The organism is Nocardioides agri, assembly GCF_013778305.1.
GTDB classification, from domain to species: domain Bacteria; phylum Actinomycetota; class Actinomycetes; order Propionibacteriales; family Nocardioidaceae; genus Nocardioides; species Nocardioides agri.
In genome coordinates, this window is the sequence record NZ_JACEIC010000002.1 from 2,558,255 (window position 1) to 2,584,920 (window position 26,666).

The 26,666-nt window shown below is 73.9% G+C and carries 25 protein-coding genes; 19 read left to right on the forward strand and 6 right to left on the reverse strand.

Annotation, left to right across the window (positions count from 1 at the left end; genetic code table 11):
• Positions 1-22 precede the first annotated feature (22 nt).
• Positions 23-748 (forward strand): Fic family protein, encoded by a 726-nt coding sequence (locus HZF07_RS16930; protein ID WP_181645304.1) that lies wholly within the window; start codon positions 23-25, stop codon positions 746-748.
• Positions 749-1,105: 357 nt separating this feature from the next.
• Here the strand turns inward: HZF07_RS16930 and HZF07_RS16935 are convergent, their stop codons facing one another.
• Entirely contained in the window at positions 1,106-1,897 is a 792-nt protein-coding gene (locus tag HZF07_RS16935; protein ID WP_157343245.1) for an HAD family hydrolase, read from the reverse strand.
• Between the two features lie 160 nt (positions 1,898-2,057).
• Here HZF07_RS16935 and ssd point away from each other — a divergent pair, with 160 nt between their 5' ends.
• The 11 genes from ssd (at position 2,058) to HZF07_RS16990 (ending at position 11,794) form a co-directional block, all read left to right on the forward strand.
• Positions 2,058-3,104, forward strand: a complete 1,047-nt coding sequence (ssd, locus tag HZF07_RS16940; protein WP_157343248.1) for a septum site-determining protein Ssd — start codon at positions 2,058-2,060, stop codon at positions 3,102-3,104.
• Positions 3,101-4,267 carry a TadA family conjugal transfer-associated ATPase gene (locus HZF07_RS16945; protein WP_157343250.1) on the forward strand — a complete coding sequence of 389 codons (1,167 nt, stop codon included), beginning with the start codon at positions 3,101-3,103 and terminating at the stop codon, positions 4,265-4,267. The genes ssd and HZF07_RS16945 overlap by 4 nt, the downstream gene beginning before the upstream one ends.
• Complete coding sequence (locus HZF07_RS16950; RefSeq protein WP_157343252.1) at positions 4,264-5,037, forward strand: type II secretion system F family protein; 774 nt, start codon at positions 4,264-4,266, stop codon at positions 5,035-5,037. Before HZF07_RS16945 ends, HZF07_RS16950 begins: the two co-directional genes overlap by 4 nt.
• Positions 5,034-5,750, forward strand: coding sequence for a type II secretion system F family protein (locus tag HZF07_RS16955; protein WP_181645305.1), 717 nt, complete (start codon positions 5,034-5,036; stop codon positions 5,748-5,750). Before HZF07_RS16950 ends, HZF07_RS16955 begins: the two co-directional genes overlap by 4 nt.
• 144 nt (positions 5,751-5,894) lie before the next feature.
• Positions 5,895-6,098: a DUF4244 domain-containing protein gene (locus HZF07_RS16960; protein WP_157343255.1), complete on the forward strand. Its 204-nt coding sequence runs from the start codon at positions 5,895-5,897 to the stop codon at positions 6,096-6,098.
• Positions 6,095-6,466, forward strand: coding sequence for a TadE family protein (locus HZF07_RS24090; protein WP_157343258.1), 372 nt, complete (start codon positions 6,095-6,097; stop codon positions 6,464-6,466). Before HZF07_RS16960 ends, HZF07_RS24090 begins: the two co-directional genes overlap by 4 nt.
• Positions 6,463-6,810, forward strand: coding sequence for an Rv3654c family TadE-like protein (locus tag HZF07_RS24095; RefSeq protein ID WP_181645306.1), 348 nt, complete (start codon positions 6,463-6,465; stop codon positions 6,808-6,810). Before HZF07_RS24090 ends, HZF07_RS24095 begins: the two co-directional genes overlap by 4 nt.
• Positions 6,811-6,872: 62 nt before the next feature.
• Complete coding sequence (locus tag HZF07_RS24560; protein WP_157343260.1) at positions 6,873-8,948, forward strand: sensor histidine kinase; 2,076 nt, start codon at positions 6,873-6,875, stop codon at positions 8,946-8,948.
• Positions 8,945-9,337 carry a response regulator transcription factor gene (locus HZF07_RS16980; RefSeq protein WP_309504805.1) on the forward strand — a complete coding sequence of 131 codons (393 nt, stop codon included), beginning with the start codon at positions 8,945-8,947 and terminating at the stop codon, positions 9,335-9,337. The genes HZF07_RS24560 and HZF07_RS16980 overlap by 4 nt, the downstream gene beginning before the upstream one ends.
• 11 nt (positions 9,338-9,348) lie before the next feature.
• Positions 9,349-10,374, forward strand: a complete 1,026-nt coding sequence (locus tag HZF07_RS16985) for a HEAT repeat domain-containing protein (protein WP_157343264.1) — start codon at positions 9,349-9,351, stop codon at positions 10,372-10,374.
• Between the two features lie 4 nt (positions 10,375-10,378).
• Positions 10,379-11,794 carry a glycosyltransferase family 2 protein gene (locus HZF07_RS16990; protein ID WP_157343272.1) on the forward strand — a complete coding sequence of 472 codons (1,416 nt, stop codon included), beginning with the start codon at positions 10,379-10,381 and terminating at the stop codon, positions 11,792-11,794.
• Here the strand turns inward: HZF07_RS16990 and HZF07_RS24105 are convergent.
• The 3 genes from HZF07_RS24105 to HZF07_RS17000 are packed head-to-tail and all read right to left on the reverse strand — an operon-like array spanning position 11,791 to position 14,573.
• On the reverse strand, positions 11,791-11,919 hold the full coding sequence (locus HZF07_RS24105; protein ID WP_258562612.1) for a hypothetical protein: 129 nt from the start codon (positions 11,917-11,919) through the stop codon (positions 11,791-11,793). The two genes, HZF07_RS16990 and HZF07_RS24105, sit on opposite strands and share 4 nt — an antisense overlap.
• A gap of 20 nt (positions 11,920-11,939) precedes the next feature.
• Entirely contained in the window at positions 11,940-12,239 is a 300-nt protein-coding gene (locus HZF07_RS16995) for a hypothetical protein (protein WP_157343273.1), read from the reverse strand.
• 9 nt (positions 12,240-12,248) lie between these two features.
• Positions 12,249-14,573, reverse strand: a complete 2,325-nt coding sequence (locus tag HZF07_RS17000; RefSeq protein WP_309504806.1) for a DEAD/DEAH box helicase — start codon at positions 14,571-14,573, stop codon at positions 12,249-12,251.
• A 212-nt stretch (positions 14,574-14,785) separates the two neighbouring features.
• Here HZF07_RS17000 and HZF07_RS17005 point away from each other — a divergent pair, with 212 nt between their 5' ends.
• From HZF07_RS17005 to HZF07_RS17015, 3 genes are all read left to right on the forward strand, one after another.
• Positions 14,786-15,124: an STAS domain-containing protein gene (locus HZF07_RS17005; RefSeq protein ID WP_181645307.1), complete on the forward strand. Its 339-nt coding sequence runs from the start codon at positions 14,786-14,788 to the stop codon at positions 15,122-15,124.
• 200 nt (positions 15,125-15,324) lie between these two features.
• The gene (locus HZF07_RS17010; protein ID WP_157343275.1) at positions 15,325-17,754 is read left to right on the forward strand and encodes a sodium-translocating pyrophosphatase; all 2,430 of its coding nucleotides are present in this window, start codon (positions 15,325-15,327) and stop codon (positions 17,752-17,754) included.
• Between the two features lie 73 nt (positions 17,755-17,827).
• Positions 17,828-19,297: a DUF7059 domain-containing protein gene (locus HZF07_RS17015; protein WP_181645308.1), complete on the forward strand. Its 1,470-nt coding sequence runs from the start codon at positions 17,828-17,830 to the stop codon at positions 19,295-19,297.
• Here HZF07_RS17015 and HZF07_RS17020 read toward each other — a convergent pair.
• Together HZF07_RS17020 and HZF07_RS17025 are read right to left on the reverse strand one after the other, a co-directional pair.
• Positions 19,289-20,026: a calponin homology domain-containing protein gene (locus HZF07_RS17020; protein ID WP_157343277.1), complete on the reverse strand. Its 738-nt coding sequence runs from the start codon at positions 20,024-20,026 to the stop codon at positions 19,289-19,291. The genes HZF07_RS17015 and HZF07_RS17020 overlap by 9 nt on opposite strands.
• On the reverse strand, positions 20,023-20,529 hold the full coding sequence (locus HZF07_RS17025; protein ID WP_157343279.1) for a SigE family RNA polymerase sigma factor: 507 nt from the start codon (positions 20,527-20,529) through the stop codon (positions 20,023-20,025). The genes HZF07_RS17020 and HZF07_RS17025 overlap by 4 nt, the downstream gene beginning before the upstream one ends.
• Positions 20,530-20,679: 150 nt before the next feature.
• Here HZF07_RS17025 and topA point away from each other — a divergent pair, with 150 nt between their 5' ends.
• The 4 genes from topA to araB all read left to right on the forward strand — a co-directional run bounded on the left by topA (position 20,680) and on the right by araB (position 26,515).
• Positions 20,680-23,385, forward strand: coding sequence for a type I DNA topoisomerase (topA, locus tag HZF07_RS17030; RefSeq protein WP_181645309.1), 2,706 nt, complete (start codon positions 20,680-20,682; stop codon positions 23,383-23,385).
• Positions 23,386-23,514: 129 nt separating this feature from the next.
• Positions 23,515-23,679, forward strand: a complete 165-nt coding sequence (locus tag HZF07_RS17035; RefSeq protein WP_157343281.1) for a hypothetical protein — start codon at positions 23,515-23,517, stop codon at positions 23,677-23,679.
• A 33-nt stretch (positions 23,680-23,712) separates the two neighbouring features.
• A complete protein-coding gene (locus HZF07_RS17040) occupies positions 23,713-24,732 on the forward strand; it encodes a LacI family DNA-binding transcriptional regulator (protein ID WP_198346413.1) in 1,020 nt (339 codons plus the stop codon).
• A gap of 115 nt (positions 24,733-24,847) precedes the next feature.
• Positions 24,848-26,515: a ribulokinase gene (araB, locus tag HZF07_RS17045; protein ID WP_181645310.1), complete on the forward strand. Its 1,668-nt coding sequence runs from the start codon at positions 24,848-24,850 to the stop codon at positions 26,513-26,515.
• Positions 26,516-26,666: the final 151 nt, after the last annotated feature.

Below are 26,666 nucleotides of genomic sequence, written 5' to 3' on the forward strand. Positions count from 1 at the left end.
CCGGCTGGGTAACGTTCCGCGGGTGACCCACGACCCGCTGGCGCCGCTCGTCTCCCTGGAGGGGATCCCGTCGGCGTGCGCCGCCACCCGCGACGGCATCGACGTGATGCTGCGCGACCGCGGCCTGCGGCGCACCTCGCCCGAGATGACGGCCGAGAGCCTGCTGCGCGGCGCCCACGCCAGCGCGGTGCTCGAGGGCTCCTCGTCGACGCTCGCCGACGTCCGGACCGGCGCCGGCGACGAGGTGGCCGCCGACGCGGTCCGGGTCTCGACCGAGCTGCTCGGCCTCGCCCCGGCGCTCGGTGCCTCACCGCTCCAGGCGCTCGCCCGGATCCACGCGCTGGCGGCCGCCGGGCTGCCCGCCGAGCAGCGCGGCCGGCCCCGTGACGCCGAGGCGGCCGACCGGTTGCGCAGCGTCGGCGACCTGCTGACCGCCGCGACCGAGGCGCCGGCGCTGATGGTCGCGGCCGTCGTGCACGCCGAGCTGGCCACCGCCGCGCCGTTCCCCTCGCACAACGGCGTCGTCGCCCGCGCCGCCGAGCGGCTGGTGCTCGTCGCGCGTGGTGTCGACGCGAAGTCCCTCGTGGTCCCGGAGGCGGGGCACCTGGCGCTGCGCGCGGCGTACGAGTCGAACCTGCGCGGCTACCGCGACGGCGGGCAGCCCGGCGTGCACTCCTGGCTCCTCTACGCCGCCGAGGCCTACGCCGCCGGCGCGGAGGCGAGCCCGCTGCGGCGAGCCGCCGACTGACGTCGCGGTGGGATAGCCAGCGACGTTGTGGCTGTTCCGGGCGCCCGGGAACGACCGGAACGTCGCTGGGTATCTCGAACGCCACCTGCTTCGCACATGCGAACGGCACCCGGATCTCGAGTGGTTGGGCCGGGTGCCGCCGCTGACACGTGAATCCAGGGCTACCAGGCGTGCATCTGTGTAGTGCGGCCCCGGGAGTATCCCGGTTCGACCAGCGCCCTGTAGGAAGGGTAGATCGCCGCGTGGGTACCCCGGTTCACGTGCAGATTGTGGAGTTCTTGCCTCTGTTTGTACGCCCGTGCCCGGGGGTGTTCAACCCCGCTGGTCCCTTGACTTGCCAGGTGAAGTGTGGGCGTCTCAGGCCCCGAGACGGCGCCGTCGCGAGCTGGCCCAGATGACCCCGCCGACCGCGACGACTCCGCCGACGGCGAGGGCGGCGAGGGTCGGTCTGGCCGGGGGGAGCGGCACGCGCGAGCGCAGCGCGACCGGCTTGGTGAAGACCAGCACGGGCCACTCGTGGGCGGCCGCGGCCCGGCGCAGCTCCTTGTCCGGGTTGACGGCGTACGCGTGCCCGACGGCCTCCAGCATCGGGACGTCGGTGACGGAGTCGCTGTAGGCGTAGCTGTCGTCGAGGTCGTAGCCGAGCAGGTCCGCGAGCTCGATGATCGCGCGCGCCTTCTCCTCGGCGTAGGCGTAGTACTCGATCTCGCCGCTGTAGCGGCCGTCGACGATCTCCATCCGGGTGGCGATCACGCGGTCGGCGCCCAGCATCTCGGCGATCGGCTCGACGACCTCGGCGCCGGACGCCGACACGATGATCACGTCACGGCCGGCGAGCCGGTGCTCCTCGATCAGCGACACGGCCTCGTCGTACACGAGCGGCTCGACGATGTTGTGCAGGGTGTCCGCGACGATCTCGCGCACCGTGGCGACGTCCCAGCCGGTGCACAGCTGCGACATGAACTGCCGCATCTTCTCCATCTGGTCGTGGTCCGCGCCGCCGACCAGGTAGACGAACTGGGCGTACGCCGAGCGCAGCACCGCGCGTCGCGAGATCAGCCCGCCCGCCTGGAAGGGCTTGCTGAACGCGAGCGTGCTCGACTTGGCGATGATCGTCTTGTCGAGGTCGAAGAAGGCCGCGGTCGGCATGCGCTCAATCGTAGGGGCGCCGGCAGGGGATCGACGGCGTACGCCGCGCGGCGGCGCTGCCGAGCCACGAACTCTCCACAGCACGGCTCCGGACGCCGTCGTCCACAGGCGCGGCCGACGCCCGTGCTCGGCGTCCCCGTCGGCGGGGAGCATCGCCGGCATGAGCGCACCTCTCGTCGTCACCCGTGACCGTTCCCTCCTCGACCAGCTGTCCCGGCTCGCCGCGGCCGCGGGCGTCACCCCGGAGGTCGCCACCGACGCCGGGGCCGCCCTGCGGCACTGGACCGGTGCCGGCCTGGTGCTGGTCGGCGCCGACCTCGCCGCCGAGCTCGCGGTGGTGGCGCCGGCGCGCCGTCCCGGGGTCCACGTGGTGGCGTGGGGAGCGGTGCCCGACGAGCTGTTCCGCGTCACGGTCGCGCTGGGCGGCGAGAGCGTCGCCGAGCTCCCGGTCTCCGAGGGATGGCTGGTCGAGGCGCTCACCGACCTCGGCGACCCCCAGCGGTCGGCGGGCCTGGTCATCGGCGTGACGGCGGGCAGCGGAGGTGCTGGCGCGACGACCTTCGCGTGCGCGCTCGCCCAGCTCGGGGCCGAGCGCGGCCGGGCCGTCGTCGTCGACGCCGACCCGCTCGGGCCCGGGGTCGACCGGGTGCTGGGCCTCGAGGACCGCGAGGGCGTGCGCTGGGACGGCCTCTGCCACGCGACGGGACGGCTCAGCGCCCGGGCGCTGCGCGAAGCCCTGCCGCGGCGCGCCGACCTCGCCGCGCTGACCTGGCGGGCCGGGCCGTCCGGGACCCTCCAGGCGTTCGCCGTCCGCGAGGTGCTGTCCGCAGCCCGGCGCGGGCACGACGTGGTCGTCGTCGACCTCCCGCGCACCCTCGACCCGCTCGTCGAGGAGATCGCCGCACGCTGCGACCGGGTGCTCGTCGTCGCCGTGCCCACGGTCGCCGGGGTCGCGTCCGCGGTGCGCGCCTGCGCGCGGTTCCCCGACCCGACGCGCGTGCGGCTGGTGCTGCGCGGCGGCGGTGTCGACCCGCAGGCGGTCGCGCGGGCGACGCGGGTGCCGGTGCTGGCGTCGATGCCCCACCAGCGCGGCCTCGACGAGGCGATCGACCTCGGCCTCGGACCGGTGCGCAGCCGGCGCAGCGCGCTCGGGCGGGCCGCCACGGAGGTCCTCGACCAGCTCGCCCTCCTCCCGGTCGCGGCATGAGCGAGCTGGCCGCCGACCTCGGCGCCGCCGACCTCGACGCGGTCCGCGACCGGCTCGCCCGCTCGCCCGGCGAGCTGACGCCGCACCGGGTCGCGCAGGCGCTGCGCGAGGCGGGCCGCCCGGTGGGCGACGCCGCCGTGCTGGCGGCCTACGAGACGTTGCGGCGCGACGTCGTCGGCGCCGGCCCGTTGGAGCCGCTGCTCCGGGAGCCCCACGTCACCGACGTGCTCGTCAACGGCCCCGACCGGGTCTACCTCGACCGGGGCAGCGGCCTCGAGCTCACGCCGGTGCGGTTCCCCGACGACGAGGCGGTGCGCCGGCTCGCCCAGCGGCTGGCCGCGCTCGGCGGTCGGCGGCTCGACGACGCGACGCCGTACGTCGACCTGCGGCTGCCGGACGGCAGCCGGTGCCACGCGGTGCTCGCGCCGCTCGCGCGCCCGGGCACCGTGATCTCGCTGCGGGTGCCCCGCCGCCGGGCCTTCAGCCTCGACGACCTGGTCGACGCCTGCCTGCTCGACCGCAGGGCCGCCGAGGTGCTCGACGAGATCGTGGCGGCCGGGCTGGCGTTCCTGGTGAGCGGCGGCACCGGCTCGGGCAAGACGACGCTGCTCGCCGCGCTGCTCGCGCGGGTCCCGGAGGGGGAGCGCATCGTCGTGGTCGAGGACGCCAGCGAGCTGCGCCCCGACCATCCCCACGTCGTCGCGCTCGAGGGCCGGCCACCCAACATCGAGGGCGCCGGGGCGGTCGAGGTGCGGACGCTCGTCCGGCAGGCGCTGCGGATGCGCCCCGACCGGCTCGTGGTCGGCGAGGTGCGCGGGGCCGAGGTCGTCGACCTCCTCGCCGCGCTCAACACCGGGCACGAGGGCGGGTGCGGCACCCTGCACGCCAACTCCGCCCTCGACGTCCCGGCACGCGTCGAGGCGCTCGCCCTCGCCGGCGGACTGGGCCGCGACGCGGCGCACAGCCAGCTCGCCTCCGCCGTCGACGTGGTCGTCCACCTGGCGCGTGACCGCGACGGGGTGCGCCGGCTGCGCCAGGTCGCTGTCCCCGTGCGGCGTCCCGACGGGTTGGTGGTGATGGAGTCCGCGCTCGACCTCCCGGCCGGCGGACCTCCCGCACCCGGCCCGGCGGCGGGCCGGCTGGCAGAGCGGATCGCCCGATGACCGCGGTCGCGGTCCTCGCCGCAGCGCTGTCGGCTGGCCTGCTGGTGCGGCCACCTCCTCGGGCCCGGGTTGGGCGATGGGACGCCGGCTGGCGTGCGGCAGTTCCGATGGTCGCCGGCGTCGCGTTGCTGCTCGTCGTCACCGCCCCGAGGGTCGCCGCCGCCCTCACCGTCCTGGTCGCTGCCGCAGCGGGGATCGGGGCGCTGGTGCGTCGCCGGCGCGACCGGCTGGCGCGGCAGGCGGCCTCGGCGCGCGTCCTGGAGACCTGCGACCTGCTCTCCGCCGAGCTCGCCGCCGGGCAGCCACCCGGCGAGTGCCTCGACCGCGCGGCTGCGGCCTGGCCGCCCCTCGCCCCGGTCGCGGCCGCCTTCCACGTCGGGTCCGACGTGCCGTCGGCGCTGCGGGCGGTCGCGCGGGAGGTCGGTGGCGCCGGCGAACTGCGCGTGGTGGCGGCCGCCTGGCAGGTCGGGCACCGCACCGGCGACGGCCTGGCGGCGACGGTCGGCCGGGTCGCGGAGTCGCTGCGCGAGCGCGCCGCGACCCGCCGGGTGGTCGCCGGCGAGCTCGCGTCGGCGCGGGCAACCGCCCGCCTGCTTGCCGGCCTCCCGGTCGTCGCCCTCGCCATGGGCTCGGGGGTCGGCGGGTCGCCCTGGGGCTTCCTGCTGGGCACCGCGCCGGGGCTCGCCTGCCTCGCGGCGGGCCTCGCCTTCGGGATCGCGGGGCTGGGCTGGATCGAGGCCATCGCGCGTGACGCCGAGGACGCGGCGTGACCGGCGGTGCGGCACTCGCGGTATGCTCGGCCGCGCTCGCGGCCGCCCTGCTGGTGCCCGCGCCCGTCCGGCTCCCCGGGCGGGTCGAGCGGATCCGCCCGCCGCCGGCGGACTGGCTGCACCGGCACCGCTTGCTGTGGTCGGTGCTCGCCGGGGCCGCCGCGTTCGTGTTCCTGGCCGGGTCCGCCGGAGCCGTCGGCGGCGTCGTCGTCGCGGTCGGCACCTGGGTCGTGGTCGGGCGGGCCGAGCCCGCTGCCGTCCGGGTACGTCGCGCCGCCGTGCGCCGCGACCTGCCCTACGTCGTGGCGCTCCTGGCGGCGACCCTCCGCTCCGGCGCGGCTCCGTCCGACGGGGTGGCCCAGGTCTGCGCCGCCCTGCCCGGCCCCGCGACGGAGCGGCTGGCGGGCACCGCCGCTCGGCTGGCGCTCGGGCTCGACCCGGCACAGGTGTGGTCCGGCCTGAGTGACGACCCCCAGCTGGCTGGACTCGGCCGCACGCTCGCGCGCGCCCACGAGACCGGAGCCCCGGTGGTCGCGGCCGTCGAGCGACTGGCCGACGAGCTCGGGCGCGCCCAGCGCGCCGACGTCGAGGAGCTGGCCCGCGCGGTCGGCGTCCGCGCCGCCGTGCCGCTCGGCCTCTGCCTGCTGCCGGCGTTCGTGCTGATCGGCATCGTGCCGCTGGTGGTCGCGCTGCTCAGCGACCTCGGGCTGTGAGCCACGAATCGTCCACCGCCGGCCCTCCGACGTCGTTCTCCACAGCCGATGCCCCGGTCGCCGCACGATGTCCGCCGCGTCCCGCATCGTCGTCCCCGCCGGGTCGCATCGGGCGGCCCGGGACCGACAGGCAAGGAGTCACCCATGACCGTCCGCCACCGGATCGCCCGCCGCGGCGCCCGTCGTCGCGCCGACCAGCGCGGCATCACCACCGCCGAGTACGCCGTCGGCACCGCCGCGGGCGCCGGCCTCGCCGGCCTGCTCTACAAGCTGCTCACCGGCGGGTTCGGCGACCAGCTGCTCAAGACGCTGTTCGACCACGTCCTCGGACTGCTGGGCATCGGATGAGCAGCCGGGCCGTCCGTCGCCGCGACCAGCGCGGAGCCGCCACCGCCGAGCTGGCGATGGTGCTGCCGATGCTGCTCGCGGTGACGGTCGGCCTGGTCTGGCTGCTGGCCGTCGGGGCGGCCCAGGTCCGGGCGGTCGACGCCGCCCGGGAGACCGCCCGGGCGGTGGCTCGTGGGGACGATCCGGCGGCTGCGGTGGCGCGCGGCGAGCAGGTCGCCCCTCCCGGGAGCCGGGTCCGGGTCGAGACGGGCGGCGGCGAGGTCCGCGTGGTCGTCACCGGCCGGGTCGCCGGGCCGGGCGGCGTGTTCGAGATCCCGCACGCCGCCGTGTCGGCCGAGGCGGTCGCGGTGCTGGAGGGGCCGCCGTGAGGCGGCGTCGCGACGCCCGCGGCTCGGCGACGCCGTTCGCGATCGCGTGCCTGGGCCTGCTGGTGCTGCTCGCCGCGGCGCTCGGCGTGACGGCCGCGCTGATCCGTGCGCACCGCCAGGCCCAGGCCGCCGCCGACCTGGCGGCACTGGCCGCGGCGAGAGAGGTGGGCCGCGGCGACCCGTGTGCCGCCGGTGGCGGCACGGCCGCGGCTAACGGCGCCACGATCACCTCGTGCGTGCTGTCCGGGCGCGACGTCCTCGTCCGCGTCGAGGTCACGGGCCCGCACTGGTTGGGACAGACCGCCGACCTCGCCGCCGAGGCCCGTGCCGGCCCAGCCCCGTGATGACGGTGCGCCGGGTGCGGTGCCGAGCGGCGATCCGCGTGCCAAGATGACGCGTGGCCACTGTGAGGGCACGCCTCCCAGGGACAGCCCAGGACTCCGCTGCGGCGGCCCGCCTGTGGCGGAAGGCCCTGCTCGCCGCCCTAGTCCTGTGGGCCTCCTTCCTCCTGGTCCCGACCGACCGCACGGTGCTGAGCAACCTGGTGATCTACCCGATCGCCGACCTCGCTGCCGTGGCGGCGGTGCTCTACGGGGTCCACGTCTACCGGCCTCGGCGCCCGGCGGCGTGGCTGCTGATCGCCGCCGGGCTCGGCTGCTTCGCGATCGCCGACGTCATCTACGGCATTCACCAGGTCGCCGGGGTCGAGCCGTTCCCGTCGGCGGCCGACATCTTCTACCTGGCGGCCTACCCGCTCTTCGTGGCCGGGCTCCAGGTCGCGTCCCAGGCCCGCACGGGCGGCGAGTGGGGCAACCTGCTCGACGCGGCGATCATCGCCGTCACGGCGGCGCTCTTCGCCTTCCTGCTGATCGCGGAGCACTACGTCGCCGACTCGTCGATCTCGGTGGGTGCCGCGATCGTGGCCAGCGCCTACCCGGTCGCCGACGTGCTGCTGCTCGCCGTCGCGGTGCGGTTCCTGCTGGGCATCAGCTGGCGACCGCCGGCGCTGCGCCTGGTCGCGGCCAGCCTCGCCCTCATCCTCGCGGGCGACATCGTCTACAGCGTGGGCGAGCTCTTCACCGCCGGCGGCGACGCCAGCAAGGCCGACGCGCTGCTGCTCGCCGGCAACCTGGCGATGGGGCTGGCCGCGCTGCACCCGTCGATGGTGGACCTGACCGCGGAGCCCGAGGAGGTCTCGGACCCGCTCGCGAGCGTGCCCCGGATCGTGGGCCTCTACCTCGTCAGCCTGATCCCGGCGGTCGTGCTCGCCGTGCAGGCCCTGTCGGCGGATGTCCGCCACATCTGGATCACGCTGACCGCACTCGTCGTCGTCACGATCCTCGTGGTGGTCCGCATCGCCGACCTGGTCGGGCAGACGCACCGAGCGGCCGCCCGGGCGGCGACGCTGAGCCGGCTCGGGTCGGAGCTGCTGGGTGGCGACTCCGGCCGCGACGAGCTGATCGCGGCGGCCGAGCGGGCGGCGAGCGAGCTCGTCAGCGGCGGGCACGCCGTGGTGCTCGAGGTCGACGAGGACCCGGGCGACGGCAGCAGGCTGTTCCGGGCGTCCGTCGAGGTGGGCGGTCGCGTGGTCGCGGTCATCGCCGCCGACCAGCGGCGCACCGCCGTGCGCGGCACCCGGGACGCCCTGCAGAGCGTGGCGCACCTCCTCGCGCTCGCGCTCGAGCGCCAGGACCTGCTCGCCGCCCAGCAGGCGGCGGCGGACAGCCTGGCGGCCCAGAACGCCCAGCTGCGCGAGCTGGACCAGATGAAGGACCAGCTGGTCGGCTCGGTCTCCCACGAGCTGCGGACGCCGTTGACCTCGATCGGCGGCTACACCGAGATGCTGCTCAGCGGCGAGTTCGGCGACCTCAACGCCGACCAGCAGGAGTTCGTCGAGGTGGTCGACCGCAACACCCGGCGGCTCAACCGCCTCATCGACGACATCCTGTTCGTCTCCCGCGTCGACGCGGGCCGGTTGTCCCTGGAGCGCAGCTGGGTCGACCTCGCCGACATCGCCGCGGCCTGCGCGGTCGCGGCACGGCCGCGGGCCGAGCAGGGAGAGGTGCAGCTCGAGGTGACCACGAGCGGCACGCTCCCGCCCGTGTGGATGGACGCGACCCGGTTGACCCAGCTCTTCGACAACCTGATCTCGAACGCCGTCAAGTTCACCCCACCGGGGGGCACAATCAGGGTCACGCTGACTGGGACGGAGGAGACCGTGCACATCGACGTCGCGGACACGGGGATGGGCATCCCCCAGGAGGAGGTGGACCGGTTGTTCGAGCGCTTCTTCCGCACGTCGAACGTCGGGGAGGTCGCCGGCACCGGGCTCGGGCTGAGCATCGTGAAGTCGATCGTCGAGGTGCACGACGGGACGATCTCGGTGACCAGCACCGAGGGCGTCGGCACGACGTTCCACGTCGAGCTGCCGGTGCGGCCGCTCTCCGAGGCGCACGGTCCCGAGCCGAAGGTGAGCAGGTGAGCACCGATCCCGCCGCCGCGGTCCCGGTGATCGTGGCCGCCGACGACGACCAGGACATCCTCCGCCTGATCGCGTTCCGGCTGGAGCGGTCGGGGTATCGGGTCGTCATCGCCCACGACGGCGAGGAGGCGCTCAACGCCGTGCGCGAGCACGTCCCCGCCCTGGCGGTGCTCGACGTGCGGATGCCGAAGATGGACGGCTACGAGGTGACTCGCGCGATCCGCGCCGACGAGGCCACCCGGGACATCCCGGTCATCCTGCTGACCGCACGGGTCCAGGACGCCGACGTGCAACGCGGCTTCGAGGCGGGAGCCGACGACTACGTGCGCAAGCCCTTCAGCCCGCAGGAGCTGCGCTCGCGGGTGCAGGCGATCCTCGGCCGCCGGTAGGCCGGACGGCCATGACCCTGATGGCGGGCATCATCGCCCTGGCCCTGGTCGGGGTCGCGCTGGTGCTCGTCTCGCTGGTGGTGCGCAGCTCGATGGGTGCGCGCGACAAGCGCCGAGCCGAGGCCACGGAGCGGCTGCGGCCGCTGGCGATGGAGCTCGTCGACCCCGACGACGACCAGGGCGCCCCCGCCCCGGTGCTGGCGGGGATGGAGGCGGAGGTGTTCGGCGACCTGCTGGTGCACTACTCCCGCCAGCTCCGGGGGGAGGCCGAGGACCGGATCGCCGCCTACTTCGAGGCCGCCGGTGAGGTCGATGCCCAGCGCCGTCGGCTCACCGCCCGCTCCGAGCGGGCCCGGGTCGACGCCGCGTTCCGGCTGGGCGACATGGCCTCTGCGGCCGCGGTGCCCGACCTGCTGCGGGCGATGGAGGACCCGAGTCTCGACGTCCGGGCAGCGGCGGCCCGCAGCCTGGGCCGGCTCCGCGCCGCCGAGACCGTCGAGGCTCTCATCTCCGCAGCGGTCACCGAGCGGGTGGCGGACCCGGTCGTCGGCATCGCGCTGCTCGAGATCGGCCCGCCGGCCGTGCCCCGCCTGATCACCCTGCTCGACGACCCGGACCCGCACCACCGAGCGGCGGCGGTCCGGCTGATCGGGCTGCTGGGGTCGGCCGCCGCCGAGGCGGACGAGCTGCCGGCCCTGCTGCCGGCGCTGCTTCGCGACATGTCCGCCGACGTCCGCGCCGCCGCCGCGGACGCGCTCGGCCGGCTGGGAGCGAGCGCCGGACGCGACGCGCTGATCCAGCTGCTGCACGACCGGGTGGCGTTCGTCCGCGCGGCCGCGGCCCGGGCCCTGGGGCAGATCGGCGGCCAGACGGTGACCGAGGCGCTGCTCGAGGTGGCGCGCGCCGACGAGTTCGACCCCGCGGCCGACGCGGCCCAGGCGCTGGCCCGCATCGACCCGGCCCTGGTGCTGACGGCTGCCGAGGCGCCCGACGCCGGGCCGCACCTGCGCGAGGCCGCCGACCGGTTGGAGCTCTGAGCCCGTGGAGACGATCCTGGTCGGGTTCTCGGCGATGTCGTTCGTCTACTTCGTCCTGCTCAACGGCTTCTACCTCGCGCTCACCGCCCTGGCCTGGGTCGACCTGCGGCGCAAGGTCTGGCGGCGCCGCTACCTCGGGCTCGACGACGTGTTCGCCTCCCCGCTGACGCCCGGCATCTCGGTGATCGTGCCGGCCTACAACGAGGAGGTCGTGATCGTCGAGAGCGTCCGGTCGTTGCTGGCGCTCCGGTACCCGCGCCACGAGGTCGTCGTCGTCAACGACGGCTCCGCGGACGCCACCGTGCAGACGCTCATCGAGGCCTTCGACATGGTGCCGGTGCGCCAGGCGATGCGCGAAGGGATCCCCACCGCCGAGATCCGGGCCACCTATGCTTCGCGGCCGCATCCTGGCCTGCTGGTGCTGGACAAGGCGAACGCGGGCCGGTCGGACGCGCTCAACGCCGGGTTCAACGCGGCCCGGCACCCCTACGTGTGCATGATCGACGCCGACTCGCTGCTGGAGCCCGACGCGCTGCTCCGCATCGCCAAGCCGCTCCTCGACCAGCCCGGATCGGTGGTCGCCGCCGGCGGGACGATCCGGGCCGCCAACGGCTGCCTGATCGACCACGGGCAGGTGCTCGACGTGCGGCTCCCGCGCAGCCGGCTCGCGACCATCCAGTCGCTCGAGTACATCCGGGCGTTCCTGATCGCCCGGGTCGGCTGGGGCCGCGTGCACGCGCTGGGGTTGATCAGCGGCGCGTTCGGCATCTTCGACCGCTCGCTGCTGCAGACGGTCGGCGGCCTGTGGACCGACACCGTCGGCGAGGACCTCGAGCTGACCCTGCGGCTGCACCGCTACCTGCGCGACCGCGGCGAGCCCTACGAGGTCGTCTTCGTCGACGACGCGGTGTGCTGGACCGAGGTGCCCGAGGACCTCACCACGCTGGGCCGGCAGCGGCGCCGGTGGCAGCGCGGCCTGTGGGAAGCGCTGCTGCGTCACCGGGCGATGATCGGCAACCCGCGGTACGGCGTGATCGGGCTGCTGACGATGATCTACTTCGCGGTGTTCGAGTTCCTCAGCCCGATCTTCGCCCTGCTCGGCCTCCTGGTGACCCTGGGCCTGTGGCTGACGGGGGGCGTCGGCTCGGGCTACCTTGCCAGCTTCGTCGCCGTCTCCCTCCTGCTCGGGATTGTGCTGTCGACGGCGGCGCTGGTGCTGGAAGAGGTCAGCTTCGGGACCTACAAGCGTCGGCGCGACGTGCTCCGGCTGCTCGCCTACACGCTCCTGGAGAACGTCGGCTACCGGCAGCTCCACCACGTCTGGCGCCTGCTCGGCTTCGTGGACATCGCGCGGGGCAAGACGGAATGGGGCGCTCAGAAGCGGCAGGGCCTGGCCCGACCGGTCGGGGGTGCCGACTAGGAGACCAGCGCGATGACGCCGACGACGAGCGCAGCGATCACCAGGCCGGCGCACACCAGCGCGGCGGTGCCGACGAGGAGCAGCCTCAGCCACGACGCGTCGGCGGGGTCCTTGTTCTCGGACATCTCGCGCCTCCCCGGCCCGCTCAGACGGAGCGGTCGCCGCTGCCCTCGTCGGTGCGCTGCTCGGCCTCACGCTGGTCCAGCTTCGCCTGCAGCTCGTCGAGCTTGCGCGCCTCGCGGCGCTGCCGCAGGGTGCGCTTGGTGCCCCACTTGCTGATCGTGAAGCCCCACAGGATGGCGACGCCGCTCCCGAGGCCGAAGAGGTAGAGACCCACCGCGGTGACGTCGAAGCCGAGGACCTCGACCGACTCGCCGGTGGCGGTGAACACGGCGGCGACCACGGCGAGAGCGCCGAGCACCATCAGCAGCAGTCCGATCACCATGCTGCGAACCTAGCCGCCACCGAGCAGCAGGTCGAGAAGCGTGACCGCGCCGACCTTGTCGAGCGGGTTGTTGCCGTTGCCGCACTTGGGGGACTGGATGCACGACGGGCAGCCGTCGTCGCACCCGCAGGAGCGGATCGTGTCGCGGGTGGCGCTCAGCCACGACCGGGCGGCCCGGAAGCCGCGCTCCGCGAAGCCCGCGCCACCGGGGTGTCCGTCGTAGACGAACACGGTCAGTCGCCCCGTGTCGGGATGGAGCGCGGTCGAGACGCCGCCGATGTCCCAGCGGTCGCACGTGGCGAAGAGCGGCAGCAGGCCGATCGAGCAGTGCTCCGCGGCGTGCGCCGCGCCAGGGAGGTCTGCCGCGGCCAGGCCGGCCTCGGCGAGCGCGGCCTCCGGGACGCTCCACCAGACCGCCGTGGTGCGGAGCGAGCGCGGCGGCAGGTCGAGCGGCTCCTCGCCCAGCACCTCACCACCGGGTTGGCGGCGGCGCAGGTAGGCGACGACCTGGTGGGTGACGTCGACGCTGCCCAGGGACAGCCGGCAGTCGCCCCACGCGGCGTGCTCCCGCTCGTCGACGATCGCGATGTCCGTCGTCTCGCGCGCGGTGGTGCTGTAGGCCGGGTCCGCCCGGTGGATCACCGCGACGTGCTCCTCGAGGTCCAGCGACTCGACCAGCCAGGTCTCCCCGCGGTGCACGTAGACCGCACCGGCGTGCGCTGTCGAGTGCGAGCTCGCCGCGTCGACGGTGCCCACGACCCGCCCGGTGTCGGCCTCGACCAGCTGCACCTGCGTGCCACCAGCCGACCGGATGTCGGTCAGGTCACTGGCGCGGCGCCGATCGGTCCAGAACCAACCGCGCGGACGCCGACGGAGCAGGCCGCCCTCGGTCAGCGCGTCGACGACCTCCCGGGCGGTGGGACCAAACAGCGGCAGGTCGTCCTCGGTCAGGGGGCGCTCCTGCGCGGCGGCGCACAGGTGCGGGCCGAGCACGTAGGGGTTGGCGGGGTCGAAGACCGTGGCCTCGACCGGTGCGCCCAGCAGTGCCTCGGGATGGGTGACGAGATAGGTGTCGAGCGGGTCGTCGCGGGCGACGAGGAGCCCGAGCGCGTCCCGGGCGCCGCGGCCGGCGCGGCCCACCTGCTGCCAGAACGCCGCCCGGGTGCCGGGGAACCCGGCCAGCAGCACCGCATCCAGCCCGCTCACGTCGATCCCGAGCTCGAGGGCATTGGTAGCCGCCAGGCCGAGCAGCTCGCCGCTGCGCAGCGACTCCTCGAGGGCTCGCCGCTCCTCGGGCAGGTAGCCGCCGCGGTAGGCCGCGACCCGACCCGGCAGCGACGGGTCGACCTCGGCGAGCAGCTCCGCCGCCGTCATCGCCACCTGCTCGGCGCCGCGCCGGGAGCGGACGAAGGCGAGCGTGCGCGCGTCGGAGGCGACCAGGTCGGCGAGCAGGTCGGCGGTCTCGGAGGACGCCGCACGCCGCACGGGTGCGCCGTTCTCGCCGGCGTGGGAGGTGAACGGCGGCTCCCAGAGCGCCAGGGCGACCCGGCCGCGTGGTGAGCCGTCGCCGGTCACCGCGAGCACGTCGAGGCCGGTGAGCCGCGCGGCGGCCGTCTCCGGCTCGGCGACCGTCGCCGAGGCGAGCACGAACGTGGGCGAGGCGCCGTAGGCCGCGCACACGCGCCGCAGCCGCCGCAGCACGTGCGCCACGTGGGCGCCGAAGACGCCACGGTAGTGGTGGCACTCGTCGACGACCACGTAGTGCAACGAGCCCAGGAACGACGACCAGCGCTCGTGTCCGGGCAGCAGCGACCGGTGGAGCATGTCGGGGTTGCTGAGGACGTACTCGCCGTGGTCGCGGGCCCAGTCGCGCTGCTCGCGGCTGCTGTCGCCGTCGTGGGTGGTCGCCCGCACGTCCAGCCCGAGGGCCGTGACCGCCGCGAGCTGGTCCTGGGCGAGCGCCTTGGTGGGCGCGAGGTAGAGCACGCCCGCCCCCCGCTGGCCGCGCGGTCCGCGGGCGGCGCGGATCGTGGTGAGGGACGGCAGCTGGTAGGCGAGGCTCTTGCCCGACGCGGTCCCCGTCGCCAGCACCACGTGCTGGCCCGCCCACGCCGCCTCAGCGGCGACCGCCTGGTGGCGCCAGGGACGGGCGACGCCACGGGCCGCGAACGCGGCGACGACCTCGGGTGCCGCCCACTCCGGCCAGTCCGCGGGTACGGCGGGGCGCGGCGGCAGCACCTCGAGGTGCCGCAGCCGGTCCTCCCGCCCCGGCACGGACGCCAGGCGGTCCACCAGGTCGGCGATCGCGACCGGGGCGCGGGGGGTGGTCGTCACGCGTCCATTCTGACCGCCCCCACCGACGCTCCACCGGGAGGGACGGCGGCGGACCGCCCCGATCGGATTTCGTCGCCGATCGGGCACGACGGGCCTTGTGTGCGTACTCTGTGCGCGAGGCAGCGCGGGCGTGGTTACATTGACCAGGCTCGTCTCTCGGGGGACATCCCGAGTGACTGCCTGTGTCGATCGAGCTGCAACGGGAGAATGACGTGGATCTGACTCTGACGACGCGCGATGCCGGTGGAAAGACCATCGTTGCCGTCGGCGGCGAGATCGACGTCTACACGGCGCCGAAGCTGCGCGACAAGATCACCGAGCTGGTCGCCGCCGGCAGCTACGACATCCTGGTCGACATGGAGGAGGTCGAGTTCCTCGACTCCACCGGCCTCGGTGTCCTGGTCGGCGGCCTGAAGAAGGTCCGCGCCCACGACGGCTCCCTGGAGCTGGTGTGCAACCAGGACCGGCTCCTCAAGATCTTCCGGATCACCGGCCTGGCGAAGGTCTTCGTGATCCACGACTCGGCCGAGACCGCGCTCGCCGGCAGCTGACCAACGACCCACTCCGACCGCCCCGCCGTCCCCGGACGTCGGGGCGGTCGGCATTTCCGCCTGGTCCAACGCTCCACCGATGGGGTGAATCTGCGACTCGCCATGTGTTCCGGGTCACAACCCGATGCAGTCCCGCGTTCTCCCATGCGTAGACTCCGCCCCGTCCGTGAGATCTGCATCACTCTCCCAGGAGGAAGCGCATGACGGGGATCTATCCCGCCGCGGTTGAAGTCTCCGGGGGCAACCTCGTCCTGGTCATCGTCGTCGCACTGATCGCGCTCGGCGCGCTCGCGATGGCGGCGATGTTCCGCCAGGAGGTTCTTGCCGCCGGTGAAGGCACCGAGAACATGAAGAACATCGCCCAGGCGGTGCAGGAGGGGGCCAACGCGTACCTGCAGAGGCAGTTCCGCACGCTGGCGATCTTCGCCGCCGTCGCGTTCTTCCTGCTGCTCGCGCTGCCCGCCGACGACTGGGTGGTCCGGGTCTTCCGCTCGGTCTTCTTCCTCGTGGGCGCCGGGTTCTCCGCGTCCATCGGCTACCTGGGCATGTCGCTGGCCGTGAAGGCCAACGTCCGGGTCGCCGCGGCGGCCAACACCGAGGGCCGCGACCCGGCGATGAACATCGGCTTCCGCACCGGTGCGGTCGTCGGCATGGCGACCGTCGGTCTCGGCCTGCTCGGCGCCAGCATCGTCGTGATCCTCTTCCAGGACGAGGCCCCGCACGTGCTCGAGGGCTTCGGCTTCGGCGCGGCGCTGCTCGCCATGTTCATGCGTGTCGGCGGCGGCATCTTCACCAAGGCCGCCGACGTCGGCGCCGACCTGGTCGGCAAGGTCGAGCAAGGCATCCCCGAGGACGACCCGCGCAACGCCGCCACGATCGCCGACAACGTCGGCGACAACGTCGGCGACTGCGCCGGCATGGCCGCCGACCTCTTCGAGTCGTACGCCGTGACGCTCGTGGCCGCGCTGATCCTCGGCTCGCAGGCGTTCGGCGACAAGGGCCTGGTGTACCCGCTGCTGATCCCCGCGGTCGGCGCGCTCACGGCCGTGGCCGGTGTCTACCTCTGCAAGCCGCGGGCCGGCGAGAACGGCCTGGTCACGATCAACCGCGCCTTCTACATCTCCGCGGCCATCGCGGCCGTCGCGTGCGTGGTGCTCTCCTTCGTCTACCTGCCGACCTCCTTCGTGGAGCTGCGCGCGGGCACCGGCGAGAACCTCCTCGACGCGTTCGTCGGCGGCGGCGACATCGAGGGCAACCCGGCCCTGATCGGCTCGGCCTCGGTCTGCATCGGCATCGTGCTCGCCGCGATCATCCTCGCGCTGACCGGCTACTTCACCGGCACCGACCACCGCCCGGTCAAGGATGTCGGCCGCACCTCGCTGACCGGCCCAGCGACCGTGATCCTCTCCGGCCTGTCGGTCGGCTTCGAGTCGGCCGTCTACACCACGCTCGTCATCGGCGCGGCCGTGTTCGGCGCGTTCCTGCTCGGCTCCGGGTCGCTCTCGATCGCGCTCTTCGCGGTGGCGCTGGCCGGCTGCGGCCTGCTCACCACCGTCGGCGTGATCGTGGCCATGGACACCTTCGGCCCGGTCTCCGACAACGCGCAGGGCATCGCCGAGATGTCGGGCGACGTCAGCCCCGAGGGCGCGCAGATCCTGACCGAGCTCGACGCGGTCGGCAACACGACCAAGGCGATCACCAAGGGCATCGCGATCGCGACCGCGGTGCTCGCGGCGAGCGCGCTGTTCGGGTCCTACATCCGCTCGACCCTCGACCAGGTCGTCGAGGCCCGGGTCTCCTCAGACCACGCGGCGGACCTCGGGTTCCTCGTGTTCAGCCCCGACATCCTGGTCGGCATGCTGCTCGGCGTCGCCGTGGTGTTCCTCTTCTCGGGCCTGGCGATCAACGCCGTCGGCCGCGCCGCCGGCGCCGTCGTGCTCGAGGTGCGCCGCCAGTTCCGCGAGATCCCCGGGATCATGGAGGGCACCGGCCGGCCGGAGTACGGCAAGGTCGTCGACATCGTGACCCGCGACTCGCTGCGCGAGCTCACCACGCCCGGTGTGCTGGCGATCCTGGCCCCGATCGCGGTCGGCTTCGGCCTCGGCGTCGGTCCGCTCGCCGGGTTCCTGGCGGGTGCCATCGGCGCCGGCACCCTGATGGCGGTCTTCCTCGCCAACTCCGGTGGCGCCTGGGACAACGCCAAGAAGCTCGTCGAGGACGGCAACCACGGCGGCAAGGGATCGCTGGCCCACGAGGCGACGATCATCGGCGACACCGTGGGTGACCCGTTCAAGGACACCGCCGGCCCGGCCATCAACCCGTTGCTCAAGGTGATGAACCTGGTCTCGCTGCTGATCGTCGGCGCGGTGGTCAGCCTGACCCTGGGCGAGGACGCCAACCGGCCGCTCTCGATCGTGATCGGGCTCGTCGCCTTCGGCGGCATCGTGGCCGCGGTCTACATCTCCAAGCGTCGTCCGGTCGCGATCGAGGCCGACGCGCCGGGGATGAGCGCACCGCCCCCGCCGCCGCCCCCGCCGCCTACTGAGCCCCCGGCGCCCCCGGCGCCCCCGGCGGCCCCGGCGCCGGACGCGACGCCGACGCAGCAGTTCGACCCGTCGCCCCACCAGTAGCGGCGCACGCCCTGACACCGGCCCCGCGGAGCCTCTCCGCGGGGCCGGTGTCGTCCCGCCCTAGGCTCGGGGGGTGAGCGAGACGTCCGACCTCCCCGCCCGGCTCCGCGAGGCGCTCGGCGCCGCCCGCTTCGGCTACGACGAGGTCGCGGACCTGCTCGGCCCGGCGGCGCACCAGGCCCTCGCCCGCAACGAGACCACGCCCGCGCTCCGGCGTACGACCGGCGGCAGCCCGCTCGAGACCCTCACCCGGCTGTTCCTGCTCCAGGCCGTCGTCGACGCCGACGCCGCCGAGCGCGCCCTGCCCGGGCTCGTCGACCGGCTCACGGCCGAGGGCTTCCTCGAGCGCTCGGTCGGCGAGGTCGCCGCCCGCCTCGACGTGCGGCCGTACGCCGCCGACGGCGACGCGCTGTGGGTGGTCAGCGACCTGACGCCCGGCCTCGACGGCGGCCCCAACCGGGTCGGACCCGAGCACGTCCTCGGCATCAGCTCCGCCTCGACCTCCCTCGCCCAGCTGACGATCCGCGACCGGGTCGGCCGCTCGCTCGACCTCGGCACGGGCTGCGGCGTGCAGGCGCTCCACCTCGCGGGCCACAGCGGAGCCGTCGTCGCCACCGACGTCAACGAGCGGGCGCTGCGGCTGGCCCGCTTCAACGTCGCCCTCAACGACGTGCGCACGCCGGTCGACGTCCGGGCCGGGTCGTTCTTCGAGCCCGTGCGGGGGGAGCGCTTCGACCTGATCGCGACGAACCCGCCGTTCGTGATCTCGCCCGCCACCGGCGAGCGCCTCGTCTACCGCGACTCGGGCCTGCCCGGTGACCGCGTCGTCGAGCACATCGTGCGCACGGCCCCCGAGCACCTCACCGACGGCGGCTGGTGCCAGGTGCTCGCCAACTGGATCGTCCCGGTCGGCACCGACTGGGCGGAGCGGCTGTCGTCGTGGATCGACCCGGAGTGCGACGCGTTCGTGGTCCAGCGCGAGGTCCTCGACCCGGCGTCCTACGTCGAGCTCTGGCTCAAGGACGCCGGCCAGCACGGTGCGCCTGACTACGCCGCGCGCTACGACACCTGGCTGTCGTGGTTCGAGGAGCAGGGCATCGAGGCGGTCGGCTTCGGCTGGATCAACCTGCGCCGGTCGGGGGCCGCCGACCCCGCTCGCGAGCTCCTGGAGTGGCCGTACGACGTGGAGCAGCCGATCGCCTCCGCGATCGGCGACTGGGCGGCCGGCGCGGACGCGGTGGTCGGCGCCGACTCGCACCTCGTCGTCCGCTCGGACGTCCAGCAGGAGACGACGGGGCAGCCGGGTGCGGCCGACCCCGAGGTCGTCGTGCTGCGCCAGCAGCGCGGCCTGCGTCGAGCCCGCCGGGCCGACACCGTCGAGGCGGCCCTGGTCGGTGCGTGCGACGGCGACCTCAGCGTCGGTCAGATCCTCGACGCCGTGAGCGCGCTGCTCGACCTCGATCCCGCGCAGACGCGCACGACGTACCTGCCCGTCGTGCGCGAGCTCGTGACGGAGGGCTTCCTCGGCGCTCCCTCACGGTGAGCTCGGCGACCGGGCTCCGTCCACGATCCCGTCGAGCTGCACCGGCGGGCCCTCGACCTCGCTGCCGAGCGTCGCGTCGACCTCCAGGCGGAGCATCGGGGTCGGATCGCACGAGGCTTCGAGGACCCGCACCGTGCCGCTGGAGTCGCCCTCCTGGCTGGACACCTCGTTGTGGTGCGGGCCGCGGGGGTCGGCCGCGAAGAGGATCATCGGCAGGTCCTCGGTCGCGCGACCGGAGTCGTCGGGGAGGGTGAAGGTACGGTCACCCTGGATCCTGTCCACCGTGCCCTCGAAGTAGACGAACGGCGCCCTCAGGTCGATGTCGTCGGCGTCCTCGCTGCCGGTGACCCGGATCGGGCTGTACATCCAGATCCGGCCGGCCGCGGTCGAGATCGGGTCGCCGGCGTCGGTGACCGGAGGTCGACAGCTGACGGTCACGTCGGGGAACGAGACGGTCGAGCCGTCCGGGCGGGTCATCGCGAGCGTGCTGGTCGGGCCCGTGCCCGGGTCGGTCGCGACCTGTGCGCCCGCGCCGTCGTCGCCGCTGACCGCGGAGACGACCAGCCCAGCCGCGACGAGCAGGGCGAGGGCCCCGCCGCCCGCGAGCGAGGTCCGTCGGCGGCGCCGGCGGCTCACCATCCGCCGCTCCACGCGCACCAGGGCGTCGACCGGCGGCGTGACGCCGGCCTCGAGGCGGTCGAACCCGTCCTTGATCTGCTGCTCGGTCATGCCCAGTCCTCTCGTCCGACGGCGGTGCGCAGGGGGCCGTGCTCCCGCGCGTGCTCCCGGAGCCGCTCCGTCCCGCGGGACAGCTGGCTCTTGACGGTCCCCTCCGAGCAGCCCATCCGCTCGGCGATGCCGCGCACGTCGAGGTCCTCGACGTAGCGCAGCGCCAGTGCGGTGCGCTGCCGGGGCGAGAGGGTCGCGAGCGCCTCGACCAGCCAGCCGTCGAGCTCCCCGGTGACCACCACGGGTGGCTGCTCCTCCCGCGTGGAGAGCATCGGGAGCTCGCGGCGCAGCCGGCGCACACGGTCGATGTTCAGCCGCGTCATGACGGTCCGGGCGTACGCCGCCGGCTCGTCGAACCGCGACCGCCCCCACCGCTCGCCCATCCGGGCGAGCGTCTCCTGGGTGAGGTCCCAGGCGTCGTGCGGGTCGGCCGTCAGCGCGTGCGCGAGCCCGAGCAGCGGCCGCGTCTGCGCGGCGACGAACTCCGAGAATTCGTGGTCCACCTGTCCTCCGGCGTCTCGTTGGTGCCCCTCGCCTACCCTCCTATGACGGGGGCGGCGTCTCGAACGTTGAGGGCCGCGGAGCACGAGTTCCGCGGGACACGCGCTACCGTGATCGGCCGGAACACCCCCACGTAGCAGGAGCAGAGGTCTGTGGCCCACAAGTTGGTGATCGTCGAGTCCCCGGCGAAGGCCCGCACGATCGGCGGGTACCTCGGTCAGGGGTACGTCGTCGAGTCCTCCATCGGCCACATCCGCGACCTCCCGCAGAGCGCCGCTGAGATCCCGGCGAAGATCAAGGACAAGTGGTGGGGCCGCTTCGGCGTCGACATCGACAACGGCTTCGAGCCCTACTACGTCGTGCCGCGCGACAAGAAGTCGCACATGTCCAAGCTCAAGACCCTGCTCAAGGACGCTGACGAGCTCTACCTCGCCACCGATGAGGACCGCGAGGGCGAGGCGATCGCCTGGCACCTGCTCGACGAGCTGAAGCCCCAGGGCATCCCGGTCAAGCGGATGGTCTTCCACGAGATCACCAAGCCCGCGATCCTCGCCGCGGCCGAGAACCCCCGCGAGCTCGCGATGGACCTCGTCGAGGCCCAGGAGACCCGGCGCATCCTCGACCGCCTCTACGGCTACGAGGTCAGCCCGGTCCTCTGGAAGAAGGTCATGTCCGGCCTGTCGGCCGGCCGCGTGCAGTCGGTGGCGACCCGCATGGTCGTCGACCGCGAGCGCGAGCGGATGGCCTTCCGGGTCGCGTCCTACTGGGACCTCGAGGGCACCTTCGACGCCGGCGCGTCCAAGGAGCCGCGGATGTTCCCGGCCAAGCTGCACTCGATCGACGGCGCTCGGGTCGCCGGCGGGTCGGACTTCGGGCCCGACGGACTGCTCAAGGCCAAGAAGGGCGAGCGGGTGCACCTCGACCGCGCCGGGGCCGAGGGCCTGGTCGCGGCGCTGCGCGACACGGCGTACGACGTCCGCTCGGTGGAGGCCAAGCCCTACCGGCGCTCGCCGTACGCGCCGTTCCGCACGACCACGCTCCAGCAGGAGGCGAGCCGCAAGCTCGGCATGAGCGCCTCGGTGGCGATGTCGGTGGCCCAGCGGCTGTACGAGAACGGCTTCATCACCTACATGCGTACCGACTCGACCACGCTCTCCGACGCAGCCGTCGGTGCCGCGCGGGCCCAGGTGCGCGAGCTCTACGGCGCGGAGTACCTCCCCGACGCGCCGCGCACCTACGCCAGCAAGGTCAAGAACGCGCAGGAGGCGCACGAGGCGATCCGGCCCGCCGGCGACTCGTTCCGGACCCCGGCGCAGACCGGCCTCACCGGCGACCAGTTCCGTCTCTACGAGCTGATCTGGATGCGCACGGTCGCCTCGCAGATGAAGGACGCCGTCGGCCAGTCGGTCTCGGTGCGGATCGGCGGCGCGGCCGCCGACGGCCGCGACGTGGTCTTCGGCGCCTCCGGTCGCGTCATCACCTTCCACGGCTTCCTCAAGGCCTACGTCGAGGGCACCGAGGGCGGCAAGCGCAGCGACGACGACCAGGTCCCGCTGCCCGACCTGCACGAGGGCGACGCGGTGAGCGCGGCCTCGCTGGCGGCCAACGGGCACGAGACCAAGCCGCCGGCCCGCTTCACCGAGGCCACGCTCATCAAGGAGCTCGAGGACCGCGAGATCGGCCGGCCCTCGACGTACGCCTCGATCATCGGCACGATCCTCAACCGCGGCTACGTCTACAAGAAGGGCACCGCGCTGGTGCCCGCGTGGCTGGCGTTCTCGGTCATCCGGCTGCTGGAGGAGCACTTCCCGCGCCAGGTCTCCTACGAGTTCACCGCCGGCATGGAGGACGTCCTCGACGAGATCGCCGCCGGCCGCAAGGACCGGGAGAGCGAGCTGGCCGAGTTCTACTTCGGCTCCGACGCCGTCACCGGGCTCAAGCCGCTGGTCGACGGTCTCGGCGACATCGACGCGCGGGAGCTCGCGACCTTCCCGATCGGCGGGCCCGACTCCGGCATCCAGCTCCGCGTCGGCCGCTACGGCCCCTATCTCGAGGGACCGGACGACGAGGGCACGCCGTTCGCCCGCCGCGCCAACGTCCCCGACGACCTGCCGCCCGACGAGCTCACGCTCGAGAAGGCGACCGAGCTGCTCGCCAACCCGGCCGGCGAGGAGATCGAGCTCGGCGTCCACCCCGAGAGCGGCCTGCAGGTCGTCGCCAAGAACGGGCGCTACGGCCCCTACGTCACCGAGGTGCTGCCCGAGGACGCGAAGAAGAACGACAGGCCCCGCACGGGCTCGCTCTTCAAGTCGATGTCGCTCGACACGATCACTCTCGACGACGCGCTCAAGCTGCTGTCGCTGCCGCGCGTGGTCGGCGTCGACCCGGAGTCCGGTGAGGAGATCACCGCGCAGAACGGCCGCTACGGCCCGTACCTGAAGAAGGGCAACGACTCCCGCTCCCTCACCTCCGAGGACCAGCTGCTCACCATCGGCCTCGACGAGGCGCTGCGCATCTACGCCCAGCCCAAGCAGCGGGGCCGCGCCGCGGCGGCCGCGCCGCTCAAGGAGCTCGGCGAGGACCCGGTCTCCAAGCAGCCGATCGTGGTCAAGGCGGGCCGCTTCGGCGAGTACGTCACCGACGGCGAGTACAACGCCACCCTCCGCAAGGACGACTCGGTCGAGGCGATCACCCTCGAGCGGGCCGCCGAGCTGCTCGCCGAGCGCCGCGCCAAGGGCCCCGCCAAGAAGGCGGCCAAGAAGACCGCCAAGAAGGCCCCGGCGAAGAAGACCGCCAAGAAGACCGCCAAGAAGACGACGGCGAAGAAGACCACGAAGGCCGCGGCCAAGAAGTCCTGACGACTGTCGCGCGTCGCACCTGACCTCACAGTCGTCGTCGGGCCGTCCTCGGAGCGCGCCGGTCAGGTGCGACGGCCAACGCGCGGACCGCCGGAGAATCGTCGGCGCAGGACCCGGGTACGGACGGGCATGCCCGGACAGTCGAAGCGCCAGTACGCCGTGGCCGCCGTCGTCATCGGCATCATCGTGGTGGTCCTCGGCGCCTACCTGATCGTCGTGAGCGCGCAGGGTGGTGACGACACCGGCGAGATCGACCCGCAGAACGGGTACGTCGTCGTCGACCTCCTGCGGTGAGGGCCACTGGCCCGCCCTGACTAGGCTGCGGCCATGACCGCGTCCCGCGGGCGCCCGCCCACCATGGCCGATGTCGCCGCTCTGGCCCAGGTGAGCCACCAGACCGTCTCCCGCGTCCTCAACGACATGCCCGGGGTGCACCCGGAGACGGCGAAGCGGGTGCGGGCGGCGATCCGCGAGCTGGGCTACCGACGCAACCAGTCGGCGCGGCTGCTCGCCTCGCGACGGTCGGGCCTGATCGGCGTCGCGACCTGGGCGATGAACCAGTTCGGGCCCCAGCAGGTGCTGCTCGGCCTCGAGGGCGCGGCCCGCGAGGCCGGCTACGGGCTCTGGCTCCGCACGATCCGCGAGCTGACCGAGGAGTCGGTCGAGGCCGCGGTCGAGGAGCTCCTGGGGATCGGCGTCGAGGCGGTGGTGCTCGTCGTGCCGCACGAGACGGTCTCGCGCTTCGCCCAGGCGACGGACCTCGGGGTGCCGACGCTCGTGCTCGAGGGCGACCTCCAGCGCTCGGAGCTGACCGCGAACGTCGACAACGTGCTCGGGGCCCGGCTCGCGGTGCGCCACCTGCTCGACCTCGGTCACGAGACCGTCGTGCACGTGGCCGGTCCGCCCGGCTGGAGCGAGGCGTCCGCGCGGGTGGAGGGCTGGCGGCTGGAGCTCGAGGCGTGGGGCCGGGCCGTGCCGCCGCTGCGGTGGGGCGGCGACTGGAGCAGCGACAGCGGCTACCAGGCGGGCGTGAAGCTGGCGCGCGAGCCCGAGATCACCGCGGTCTTCGCCGCGAACGACCAGATGGCGCTCGGCGTGATCGCCGCGCTCGGCGACGCGGGGCGCCGGGTCCCCGACGACGTGAGCGTCGTGGGCTTCGACGACCTGCCCGAGGCGGCCTACTTCCGCCCGCCGCTGACCACGGTCCGCCAGGACTTCGACGAGGTCGGCCGCCGGGCGATGCGCCTGGTGGCCCGGGCGCTGGCGGGCGAGGAGCGGCCGGTCGAGGACCAGGTCGTGCCGGTGCTGGTGACCCGCTCCTCGAGCACGGCGCCCACCAGGACCTAGGTCCCGTCCTAGGTAACAGTTTCGACATCTGGCTTGACGTCGCCGCTGTGAGCGCTCACGATACGTGAGCGCTCACAGTCGGGTGAGGGTCGTCACAGCGAAGGGGTGTCTGCGGGTGTCAGTCAGCGAGCCGCTCGTCGTCGGAGTCGACTTCGGCACCCTGTCCGGACGCGCCGTGGTGGTGCGGGTCAGCGACGGGGCCGAGCTCGGCCACGCCACGCACGCCTACGCCCACGGCGTACTCGACCAGCAGCTGCCGGACGGCACCGAGCTCGGCCCGGACTGGGCCCTCCAGGTGCCCGACGACTACCGCGAGGTGCTCCGGGTCGCCGTGCCCGCCGCGCTCGCCGCCGCGGGCGCCGACCCGGCCGACGTGATCGCGATCGGCACCGACTTCACCGCCTGCACGATGGTGCCGACCACCGCCGACGGCACCCCGCTCAACGAGCTCCCCGAGTACGCCGGCGAGCCGCACGCCTTCACCAAGCTCTGGAAGCACCACGCCGCGCAGGGCCAGGCCGACCGCATCAACGAGCTCGCCGCCCAGCGCTCGGAGCCGTGGCTGGCCCGCTTCGGCGGACTGATCTCCTCGGAGTGGGAGTTCGCGAAGGGCCTCCAGGTCCTCGAGGAGGCGCCTGCGGTGTACGCCGCGATGGACCGCTTCGTCGAGGCCGCCGACTGGATCGTCTGGCAGCTGTGCGGCGACTACGTCCGCAACGCCTGCTCCGCCGGCTACAAGGGCATCTACCAGGACGGCACCTACCCGACCCGCGACTTCCTCGCCGGCCTCAACCCCGCGTTCGCCGGGTTCGTGACCGACAAGCTCGAGCAGAAGATCGGCCGCCTGGGTGCGCCCGCCGGCACGCTCACCGCCGAGGCCGCCGCCTGGACCGGCCTGCGCGAGGGCATCGTGGTCGCGGTCGGCAACGTCGACGCCCACGTCACCGCGCCGGTCGCCCGGGCCACCGGCCCCGGCCGGATGGTCGCGATCATGGGCACCTCGACCTGTCACATCCTCAACGCCGAGGTCCTCCGCGAGGTGCCGGGCATGTGCGGCGTCGTCGACGGCGGCATCACCGAGGGACTGTGGGGCTACGAGGCCGGTCAGTCCGGCGTCGGCGACATCTTCGACTGGTTCGTGCGCACCTCCGTCCCGGAGTCGTACGCCGCCGAGGCGCGCGAGCGCGGCCTCGACATCCACGAGCTGCTCACCGAGAAGGCCGCCGCGCAGCCCGTCGGCGCCCACGGCCTGGTCGCGCTCGACTGGCACTCCGGCAACCGCTCCGTGCTGGTCGACCACGAGCTCAGCGGCCTCCTCGTCGGCGCCACGCTGGCGACCCGCCCGGAGGAGGTCTACCGGGCGCTCATCGAGGCGACCGCGTTCGGCACCCGCCGGATCGTCGAGGCGTTCCGCGACTCAGGCGTCCCGGTGACCGACCTGGTCGTCGCCGGTGGCCTGGTCAAGAACGAGATGCTCATGCAGATCTACGCCGACGTGCTCGACCTGCCGCTGTCGACGGTCGTGTCGAAGCAGGGCCCCGCCCTCGGCTCGGCCGCGCACGCCGCGGTCGCCGCCGGGTGCTTCGAGGACATCCACGCCGCCGCCGCCGTCATCGGCGCGATCGACGAGGCGCGGTTCACGCCGAACCCCCCCGACGTGGCGGCGTACGACGCCCTCTACGCGGAGTACCGCGAGCTCCACGACCACTTCGGCCAGCGCGACACCGCGATGCACCGGCTGCGCCGGATCCGGCGCGCGGCACTCGCAGGAGGCGACCGGTGACCCGGCGCCCCACCCCAGTCTTCGACGTTCCCGTCGAGGTGGCCGGCATCTTCCCGATGCCGGTCGAGCCCGGGAGGACGGCGCTCGCGCCGCGGTCGCCCGGGATGTGTCACCGAGAGACTCCGGGCCTGTGATGCCCGGCGTCGTCCAG

What these genes read in the sequence shown, in the direction of transcription:
- HZF07_RS16985 (WP_157343264.1), top strand. Translation starts at nt 9,349, where the DNA reads ATGACCCTGATGGCGGGCATCATCGCCCTGGCCCTGGTCGGGGTCGCG.
- ssd (WP_157343248.1), top strand. Translation starts at nt 2,058, where the DNA reads ATGAGCGCACCTCTCGTCGTCACCCGTGACCGTTCCCTCCTCGACCAG.
- HZF07_RS16935 (WP_157343245.1), bottom strand. Translation starts at nt 1,897, where the DNA reads ATGCCGACCGCGGCCTTCTTCGACCTCGACAAGACGATCATCGCCAAG.
- HZF07_RS17020 (WP_157343277.1), bottom strand. Translation starts at nt 20,026, where the DNA reads ATGACCGAGCAGCAGATCAAGGACGGGTTCGACCGCCTCGAGGCCGGC.
- HZF07_RS17040 (WP_198346413.1), top strand. Translation starts at nt 23,713, where the DNA reads ATGACCGCGTCCCGCGGGCGCCCGCCCACCATGGCCGATGTCGCCGCT.
- HZF07_RS16950 (WP_157343252.1), top strand. Translation starts at nt 4,264, where the DNA reads ATGACCGCGGTCGCGGTCCTCGCCGCAGCGCTGTCGGCTGGCCTGCTG.
- HZF07_RS24105 (WP_258562612.1), bottom strand. Translation starts at nt 11,919, where the DNA reads ATGTCCGAGAACAAGGACCCCGCCGACGCGTCGTGGCTGAGGCTGCTC.
- HZF07_RS16960 (WP_157343255.1), top strand. Translation starts at nt 5,895, where the DNA reads ATGACCGTCCGCCACCGGATCGCCCGCCGCGGCGCCCGTCGTCGCGCC.
- HZF07_RS24090 (WP_157343258.1), top strand. Translation starts at nt 6,095, where the DNA reads ATGAGCAGCCGGGCCGTCCGTCGCCGCGACCAGCGCGGAGCCGCCACC.
- HZF07_RS16995 (WP_157343273.1), bottom strand. Translation starts at nt 12,239, where the DNA reads ATGGTGATCGGACTGCTGCTGATGGTGCTCGGCGCTCTCGCCGTGGTC.
- HZF07_RS17010 (WP_157343275.1), top strand. Translation starts at nt 15,325, where the DNA reads ATGACGGGGATCTATCCCGCCGCGGTTGAAGTCTCCGGGGGCAACCTC.
- HZF07_RS16945 (WP_157343250.1), top strand. Translation starts at nt 3,101, where the DNA reads ATGAGCGAGCTGGCCGCCGACCTCGGCGCCGCCGACCTCGACGCGGTC.
- HZF07_RS17035 (WP_157343281.1), top strand. Translation starts at nt 23,515, where the DNA reads ATGCCCGGACAGTCGAAGCGCCAGTACGCCGTGGCCGCCGTCGTCATC.